Here is an 8,169-nt window from a genome sequence, read left to right as displayed (position 1 = left end):
GTCGCCAATCCGCAAAATCCCTAAAAGTTTGTAGGTTAAAGCGTACATTCAGAAATGATTTAACTTTTCAAAGTGAATATGAATAATAGCCACCTTGTTACTTTAAGAAAAAAATCAAATGCGTATTAGAAAATCTTCAAGACTATTAGTTCTTAATGAAAATCATCAAATTTTGTTATTTCTGTTTACTCATACAAATGATGCTTTAGCTGGACAATCACATTGGGCAACCGTAGGTGGCGGGCTTGAAGAAGGGGAAACTTTCGAACAAGCAGCTTGCCGAGAGCTTTATGAAGAGTTAGGAGTCGTAAGACAGAATGTAGGAACTCATGTTGCAACACGCAATTTTGAAATGATGTTACCGAGTGCAGAAGTTGTGATTTCTGAAGAAAGACTCTTTATTGTTTTTATTAAAAATGCAGAAGTGAATACAGCAAACTGGTCAGAACATGAAAAACTTGTGATTAGTAAAAGTCGTTGGTGGACATTTGATGAACTAAGCCAAACCGATGAGATTGTTTATCCAAACAATATTCCTAATATCCTTGCAGATAGTCTGCCTGAAATTTTCAAACACTAAATTTTGTCTCAATATCCAGATATAAAAAAAGCCCGACATCCTGTCGGGCTTTTTCGTATTTGGTTGCTAGATATGACTCCTGTCGTATCTCACGCTCCTAGTGCATGAACCTATTATTGTAGTTTTGTGTTCTGGAACATCCTGTTCCTGTATGAACTCATCATAGGAAAAAAGTGGTAAGTCGCCAATCCGCAAAATCCTTAAAAGTTTGTAGGTTAAAACGTACAAAAATGGGTGGGGTTATCCTTATATAAAAGGGTTTTCAGTTTCCCAAGGCTTGCTACTAAAAATAATCTGGCCATTTTCAACACAGAGGATCCACGTATAGAAATACTCTTCTCCTAAACCTCGACATTCAAAATTTGCATTTGGAAATAGAGCGGTAATTTTTTCTATGAGTTGTAAGCAATAAACGGGATCGACATTAAGGGATGCATGACCATTAGTAAAGGCTTCTACTAAATCACTATAAACATCTTCGTGGATTGAATCCTCAGTTAATATTTCTAGAATTTTTTGCTTTTCGGTAGATAAATCAATCATATCAAAATCTGTATAACGGACTTGTAGTTCTGTATAAAAACTCATTTTTATTAGCTCTATGATATTAATGATAAAAAATACTACTTATTAAACATGACTTTATCGTTAAAAACGAGCTGAGTATAGAAATATCTAAACTATAAGAGTTCAAATTTCTTAAAAATATTCTTCTTTAGGCCTCTGTGTCACAACAGACTTTAATCTTTTGCGCTGATTTAAAGTAATAAACCATTGCAGCACAGAGATAAAGGGGCTAAGTCAAGCGCTTAACCCATCTCATTTTTGTCACACCGTTGCATGACGTTAAAGAAAGTAGGGGCAAAGTCCTGTGGGAGAACAGGACTTTGCAAACTGACATTTTCTAGGCGTTGCATGAGCTTAGGGGAGTAAGCTTGTTCAAGTCGCTGATAAATACAGTCGCAACTGGTTTTGGTGTGTCCCCCCGACAGGCAAATTTTTTCAAAATCCTGTTGGGTGTATAAGTTACAGCCCGAAATACCTAAGCTGCCTAGAATGAAACTTAAAGCCAAAATAGGTTTATAAATTGTCATATTATTCTCATAATGATTTATATCTAGGAGTAGAATAAAAATATAATTGGTTTTAAAGTTTTAAATAATTTTAGGTAATAATTAATCCTCCTAAAATATAGGAAAATAAAATAATTAAAATTTTAAAATAAAAATAATTTATAAATTTAAAAAACTAGGCAATAGAAAACCTAAATTTTAAATAAATAAAATGATTAAGCAGGAGAGAGAATAAGTTTGAAAAGTGTCATCGTCAACTCCTTATAATTTATGGAGTCCTACCACCAGATTACCGCGAATTAATTTATGGTGGTAGAACGAAAGGGGGTTGACAGACTGGACTCGTAGAACCAGCACGCACAGGGCGTCCCCCTCCCGTCCTACCGCAAAGAAAGGGGACGCAAGGGTCTAACGAATTATAGTAGAACTATAATCCGCTACGAGTTACGGTCTGTCAAAACCGTCTGGCAATGTAGGCCAGCAACGAGATAATAATCGGTGATTTTAATTACGTCAATTTATTATTTAAAATATTTTTGATTTAATAATAAAACTAAATTTAATTTAAAATAAAAATATTATTATTAACTTTTTATTTATATTCAATTAGAGAAAATAATAAATATAGATATATTTTGCCAGTTCTAAAAAAGAACTTGATTGTTAAGATCTATTTTTGTCGTTTTTATAGAGATAAGAATGGAACGTGTTGTAATAACAGGTATGGGAATCAATTCCTGTATTGGAAATACATTAGAGAAAGTAACCGACTCCTTAAAAGCAGGTCGCTCAGGCATTCGCTATAACGATGTCTATGCACAATTGAATTTTCGCAGTCATGTCAGCGGTACAGCCGAAATGGATTTTGAAAATATTGATCCAGAATTAAAAAAACACATGGGCGTTTGTGCCATGTATGCCTACAACTCGGCGGTCGATGCGCTACAACATGCTGAGCTTGATGTGAGTGATATTGCTAACAACTCAAAATATGGGGTGATTGGCGGAACAGGTGGCAGCTCGACAGCTTCAATTATTGACATGCTGCATACCTTGAAAGAAAAAGGTGCAAGCGAAGTATCGCCTTATTTAGCATCACGCTATCTTACAAATACCATTAGTTCTAACTTATCAAATGCTTTCAACCTAAAAGGTATATCTCAATCCATTGCGAGTGCCTGCGCTACGTCAGCCGATGCAATTGGCTATGCATTTCACCTTATTGCCGCTGGCAAACAAGACCTGATGCTGGCGGGTGGCGGCGAAGAAGACCATTGGTCCCAAACGGCAATATTCGATGCGATGGGCGCATTATGCTCTAAATATAACGATGCACCTGAAACGGCTTCACGCCCATATTCAAAAGATAATGACGGCTTTGTGATCGCTGGCGGCGGTGGCATGGTGGTTTTAGAGTCTTTAAGCCACGCCCAAAAACGCGGAGCAAAAATCTTGGCAGAAGTGATTGGATATGCTGCCAATAGTGATGGTGTCGACATGGTAGCCCCAAGTGGCGAAGGTGCAACGCGTTGCATTAAGTTGGCACTCGCGGAAGCCAAGCAAAACGGCTCTGAAACAATCGACTATATCAACACGCATGGCACTTCAACGCCAGCAGGAGACATTCCCGAACTATTGGCTATAGAAAGAGCTTTTGGCAGTGAAAAAGTACCACCACTCAGTTCGACCAAGTCAATGACTGGACATAGTTTGGGGGCAGCAGGTGTACACGAAGCCATTTATTCTATTTTAATGCTGCAAAATAACTTTATTGCACCGAGTATTAATATTACCGAACTACGCGAGGAAGCTAAAAAGTTCGATATTGTTCAAACGAGTAGAGAAACCGAACTAAAAACAGTTATGAGTAATAGCTTTGGTTTTGGTGGCGTAAATACTTGTCTCGTTTTTAGAAAATGGGAAGGGTAATGTAAAATCGAAATGAATGTGACCTTATAAAAACAATAAAATAGGTCATACATACTGTTTTATAAGTAATAGAAATTTATTATTTTTAAGTCCAGTCATCTAAAAAATAAGATGGCATTTATTCTAAACTTTTAAGCATTTCTTTCGCATCCGAATCGCCTGCATTGGCCGCTTGCTGAAACCATTTCTTTGCCAATTGGAGGTTTTTCGGCGTACCTTCACCATTTAAATACATTTGGGCCAAGTTGTACTGGGCATCACTTTTGCCATGCTCAGCCGCTTTGGTGTACCACTTAAGCGCTTGCTCATCACTTTGGGTGACGCCATGACCTTTTTTATATAGCTGAGCTAAATTATATTCTGCGGGTGGATAGCCTTGCTCGGTAGCACGACTAAACCATTCAAACGCCTGCACATAATTTTGCGTAGTTCCTTCACCTTTGTCGTATAACACCCCTAAGTTATATTGCGCTTTGGCATGGCCTTTGGCCGCAGCTTTACTAAAGTAATCAAAGGCGCGCTTGGCATCTTTTTCTACGCCCGTGCCTGTGTAATACATCATTCCTAAACTATATTTTGCCCCCACGCTTCCATTTTGGTCAGCCGCAGTTAGCCATTTAAACGCTTGTTCATAATTTTTAACAACGCCTTGTTCGCCGCTTAAAAGCATCATGCCAAGATGATATTGAGCAACAGCTTGCCCTTGTTCTGCACGATATTGAATATCGGCCACACTCGGTTCAGCAAATGCTGGAGAATGAAGTGAGAAAATCACCGTAAATATATAAAAAGCAGACTTTTTTATTTTCATATCTCATCCTGAATTTTATTAATTTTAATATTTATTTTTCTTTAATATCTATTTGAATATAAAAGAAAAATATTAAGTATGTTTGGGCGGTTTATAGCACTTTAAAATGAGTAAATTTTACGGATTAAATACTCATTTAATAACAAATTAACGTAAAACCGCATATTTAGACTAGTTACATTTTGAAAATGAGTATAGATAGACAGATTAGTCTTTTTTTAATTAAAATGCGGCCTAAATATAAGTTTGATTGATAATAAAAATGCAGATGAGTGTGTCGAGTATATTGGAGCGTTTAGGCCTTGTTTCGCAAAATCGCGCTGTTCATATCCAATTCTCAAATCAGTCTTTAAATCAGCAAGTCTTCTTACAACGTATTGAAGGCGAGCATACGCTCAACCAAGGTAGTGTTGCTGAATTACTGTGTCTGTCGACGAACGCGCATATTGCATTAAAACAATTTATTGGCTGTCAGGTTGCCGTTGATCAGGTCACTGACACAGGCCAGTTTTTTAGAACCACTGGCATTATTACCGAAGCAAGCCAAGGACAAAGCGATGGCTCACTCACCATTTATAACCTTACCTTAAAAGACCCAACTGCACTCTGGCATAAACGCCGCAATAGCCGCGTGTTTATGAACAAAAGCGTGCGGGATATTAGCGAAATTCTATTTAAGGAATGGCAGGGGAAAAGTCCGTTATTTGCCTCAAGTCTAACGCTCGACACATCTGGCTTAACGAAAGACTACGATGTGCGTCCATTTGTGATGCAGTCAAATGAAAGCGATTATGACTTTTTAACCCGTTTGTGGCGTAGCGAAGGCATTAACTGGTTAGTCGATGAATCACAGCTTTTAGTCGCTGACCCGAATGCATCCATTCAGCCACAAGTGCTACGTTTGATTGACGATAACCAAAATTATCAGGCGCTTGAGCGACGTAGTTTGCGTTACCAGCGCAGCAGTGCCACAGAACAGTTCGATACCATTACCCAAGTCAAGGCAGAGCGCCGTTTACAGCCGACTTCGGTTCATGTGCAACGCTGGCAAGCCGATGCCCTACAACAAGAAGAAGGCAGTGGTAGCGTACAAGGCACGCAAAAGCACAGCGAACACTATGACAATGCCAGTCTGAACCTTGAAGATGCATGGCATGTTAGCCCTGCGTGGATGCAGGATTTAAACGGTGAAGACCAAGCCACAGCTTCAGGCAATAGCCAGATTGAACAGCTGAACCAGCACATTAATGCGTACCATCACCTGAGTTCTAAACAATTTACCGTTTCAGGTAACGTCCGTGATGCACAAGTGGGTTACTGGTTTGAACTCAATGACCATCCAGAACTCGACCAACATGACAGTACCGATAAAGAATTTTTAATCTTAAGCAAGCACTACTACAACCAGAATAATTTACCGAAAGAATTACAGCAGCAACTTGAGCGTCTGTTGCCAAAAGACAAACTCAAGGCTGCGCAACTCGACACACAAAACCCTGAGCAGCGCCACTTTGCTGAGTTGAATGTCGTTCGACGTAACATTAATGCTGTGCCTGAATATAGCCCGCTAGAGCACCGACCAGCCGCCCATCCGCAGCGCGCTAAAGTCGTGGGGCTAGAAGGTGAAAGCATTCATGTCGACCAATGGGGACGCATTAAAGTCCGTTTTCTGTTTACCCGAACTGATGACCATAGTCATGACGGTGGAGCCGGAAGTAACGACAATGACACTGACTCGGCTTGGGTAGATGTACTCACCCCGTGGGCAGGCGCGGGTTATGGCGCACGCTTCTTACCTCGCGTGGGTGAAATCGTTGTCATCGACTTTTTTGACGGCAATATTGACCGACCATTTGTGGTGGGGCGTATTCACGAAGCTGAGCGTCACCCCACCCAGTTCGACCAGAAAGGTCAGTTACCTGACACCAAAAAGCTCAGCGGCATTCGTTCAGAAGAAGTCGATGGCAAAGGATTTAACCAGCTACGTTTTGATGACACGACAGGCCAGATCAGTGCCCAGCTACAAAGTAGCCATGCGGCAAGCCAACTCAACTTGGGTAACTTAAGCCATCCAAAAGATAAGGCAGAGAGCGAAGGTCGTGGTGAAGGGTTTGAACTCAGAACAGATCAGTGGGGCGCGGTAAGAGCTGGCAGTGGTTTACTCGTTAGTACCCATAAACAGGACCAAGCTCAAGGTGTACACCTTGATGCAAATGAGGCCAAACAACAAATCGACGGTGGCCTTAGCAATGCCAAGGCACTCAGTGAAGTCGCTAAAAATCAACAAACTGACCCGTTAGAGAATTTAGAAAATCTAAAATCCTTTATTGAAAAACTTGAGCAGCAAGACAACGCAAAAGCCAAGACGTTTAAAGAGGCGATTATGTTGCTGGCGAGCCCAAATAGCATCGCGCTGAGCAGTAACGAAGACATTCACTTAAGCGCAGATGGCCAGATAAACCAAACTGCTGGAGACAGCATTAATCTGTCTACCCAAAAGAACTTGATTGCACATGCCCAAAATAAAATTAGCCTTTTTGCGGCTCAAGAAGGGGCGAGACTCTATGCAGGCAAAGGCAAAGTCGAAATACAAGCGCAAGGCGACGGAGCAGATTTAATTGCCCGTAAATCTGTTCAGATTATTTCAGCAGAAGACAAAATTGAGGCGACAGCAGCCAAAGAAATTGTGCTCACCGCAGGCGGTTCTCAAGTCAAAATTACTGGTTCGGGCATTTTTATGACGACAGGTGGCAAGTTTGAAGTGAAGGCTGGACAGCATTTGTTTATGGGGAGCGGGAGTGCGAATGCTAATGTTCCTGCATTGCCAGATTTACGAATGAAAACTGAGCATCGTAATTTCCAAGCTATAGATTCGTCTAAGAATGAACCATTAGAAGGAATACCTTACTCAATTTTGAATAAAAGAACAGGAATAAAATCCTATGGTTTTACTAATAAGAAAGGAATGACGAAAACCATAAAATCAGCTGAAAATGATGAATTAGTTGTTAATTGGTTCGAACAGGAAGATAGGGTAAATGGCGAATAATTCAACAACAAGTACTACAACAAATACAGCTAATCCACCGACCCAGAAAGTTCCTTTGAAACCAGAAGCTGAGTTACATCTATTAGTAGGGAGTGCTTATGGAGAAGGAGATAAAGAATCGCCCTATGGTCATACAGCTGTTTATATTAAATTGAAAGGTAAGGATTATATTTATGATTTTGGTAGATATGGAAAGACGAAACCTGAAAGTTTTGGTATTTTTACTTTAGAGGGAGCTAGTAGTCCCCGCGGAGAAGGAATATTAAGGATTTGGAGTAGCTTTGACGCTTATATTGCTGATGAAAACAGCCAAGGGGTAGGAACTTCAAAAACTAGGACAACCCATGCTTATGGTTATAGAATTTTTGATAGTCAGGCTATGTTGGTATTAAATTATTATAATAATTTATTGAAAACAGCCACATTAAGACGAAATGAAAAATACTATAAAAGTTATGCTTTATCTCAGGACTATTTTGCTTTGGCCCCTAATTGCACTACTCAAAGTTTAGAAGCAACGAAAAAAGCAATTCCAAGTATGGCGAAATCAGGCCATATGTTTGTAAATGCTGAGAAAGTACTATCTACTACAGTAAAGCTAGCATTTAAAGCAAGTAAATATGAAATGCCAAAATACCTATTTTTACCCGATAATTTAAATGATTATTTAATGAAGTCTCCTGATGTAAAAGTAGATATTAAAAATACATATCATCTTAAAAAGTAG

At 39.6% G+C, this 8,169-nt stretch carries 6 protein-coding genes and 1 pseudogene; 4 read left to right on the top strand and 3 right to left on the bottom strand.

Annotated features, from left to right (window positions below):
- Window positions 1-78 precede the first annotated feature (78 nt).
- Window positions 79-580: pseudogene (locus tag F935_RS14885) on the top strand (NUDIX hydrolase).
- A 246-nt stretch (window positions 581-826) separates the two neighbouring features.
- Here F935_RS14885 and F935_RS14880 read toward each other — a convergent pair.
- Both F935_RS14880 and F935_RS14875 read right to left on the bottom strand, forming a co-directional pair.
- On the bottom strand, window positions 827-1,168 hold the full coding sequence (locus F935_RS14880; RefSeq protein ID WP_016139638.1) for a hypothetical protein: 342 nt from the start codon (window positions 1,166-1,168) through the stop codon (window positions 827-829).
- 221 nt (window positions 1,169-1,389) lie between these two features.
- Window positions 1,390-1,674, bottom strand: coding sequence for a hypothetical protein (locus F935_RS14875; RefSeq protein ID WP_016139637.1), 285 nt, complete (start codon window positions 1,672-1,674; stop codon window positions 1,390-1,392).
- Between the two features lie 678 nt (window positions 1,675-2,352).
- Here F935_RS14875 and F935_RS14870 point away from each other — a divergent pair.
- On the top strand, window positions 2,353-3,582 hold the full coding sequence (locus F935_RS14870) for a beta-ketoacyl synthase N-terminal-like domain-containing protein (protein WP_016139636.1): 1,230 nt from the start codon (window positions 2,353-2,355) through the stop codon (window positions 3,580-3,582).
- Between the two features lie 118 nt (window positions 3,583-3,700).
- On the opposite strand, the gene F935_RS14865 is transcribed toward F935_RS14870, so the two are convergent.
- Window positions 3,701-4,393: a tetratricopeptide repeat protein gene (locus F935_RS14865; protein ID WP_016139635.1), complete on the bottom strand. Its 693-nt coding sequence runs from the start codon at window positions 4,391-4,393 to the stop codon at window positions 3,701-3,703.
- A 262-nt stretch (window positions 4,394-4,655) separates the two neighbouring features.
- Between F935_RS14865 and F935_RS14860 the strand changes: the two genes are divergently transcribed.
- Together F935_RS14860 and F935_RS14855 are read left to right on the top strand one after the other, a co-directional pair.
- Window positions 4,656-7,442, top strand: a complete 2,787-nt coding sequence (locus tag F935_RS14860) for a type VI secretion system Vgr family protein (protein ID WP_016139634.1) — start codon at window positions 4,656-4,658, stop codon at window positions 7,440-7,442.
- Entirely contained in the window at window positions 7,432-8,169 is a 738-nt protein-coding gene (locus F935_RS14855) for a hypothetical protein (RefSeq protein WP_016139633.1), read from the top strand. The genes F935_RS14860 and F935_RS14855 overlap by 11 nt, the downstream gene beginning before the upstream one ends.

It is taken from the genome of Acinetobacter calcoaceticus ANC 3811, from assembly GCF_000399665.1.
GTDB classification, from domain to species: domain Bacteria; phylum Pseudomonadota; class Gammaproteobacteria; order Pseudomonadales; family Moraxellaceae; genus Acinetobacter; species Acinetobacter calcoaceticus_B.
This window is presented reverse-complemented; position numbering and strand designations above follow the sequence as displayed.

Bases quoted from the DNA above. Each gene is read 5' to 3' on its own strand.
- F935_RS14880 (WP_016139638.1), bottom strand. From the start codon at position 1,168: ATGAGTTTTTATACAGAACTACAAGTCCGTTATACAGATTTTGATATG.
- F935_RS14875 (WP_016139637.1), bottom strand. From the start codon at position 1,674: ATGACAATTTATAAACCTATTTTGGCTTTAAGTTTCATTCTAGGCAGC.
- F935_RS14870 (WP_016139636.1), top strand. From the start codon at position 2,353: ATGGAACGTGTTGTAATAACAGGTATGGGAATCAATTCCTGTATTGGA.
- F935_RS14865 (WP_016139635.1), bottom strand. From the start codon at position 4,393: ATGAAAATAAAAAAGTCTGCTTTTTATATATTTACGGTGATTTTCTCA.
- F935_RS14860 (WP_016139634.1), top strand. From the start codon at position 4,656: ATGCAGATGAGTGTGTCGAGTATATTGGAGCGTTTAGGCCTTGTTTCG.
- F935_RS14855 (WP_016139633.1), top strand. From the start codon at position 7,432: ATGGCGAATAATTCAACAACAAGTACTACAACAAATACAGCTAATCCA.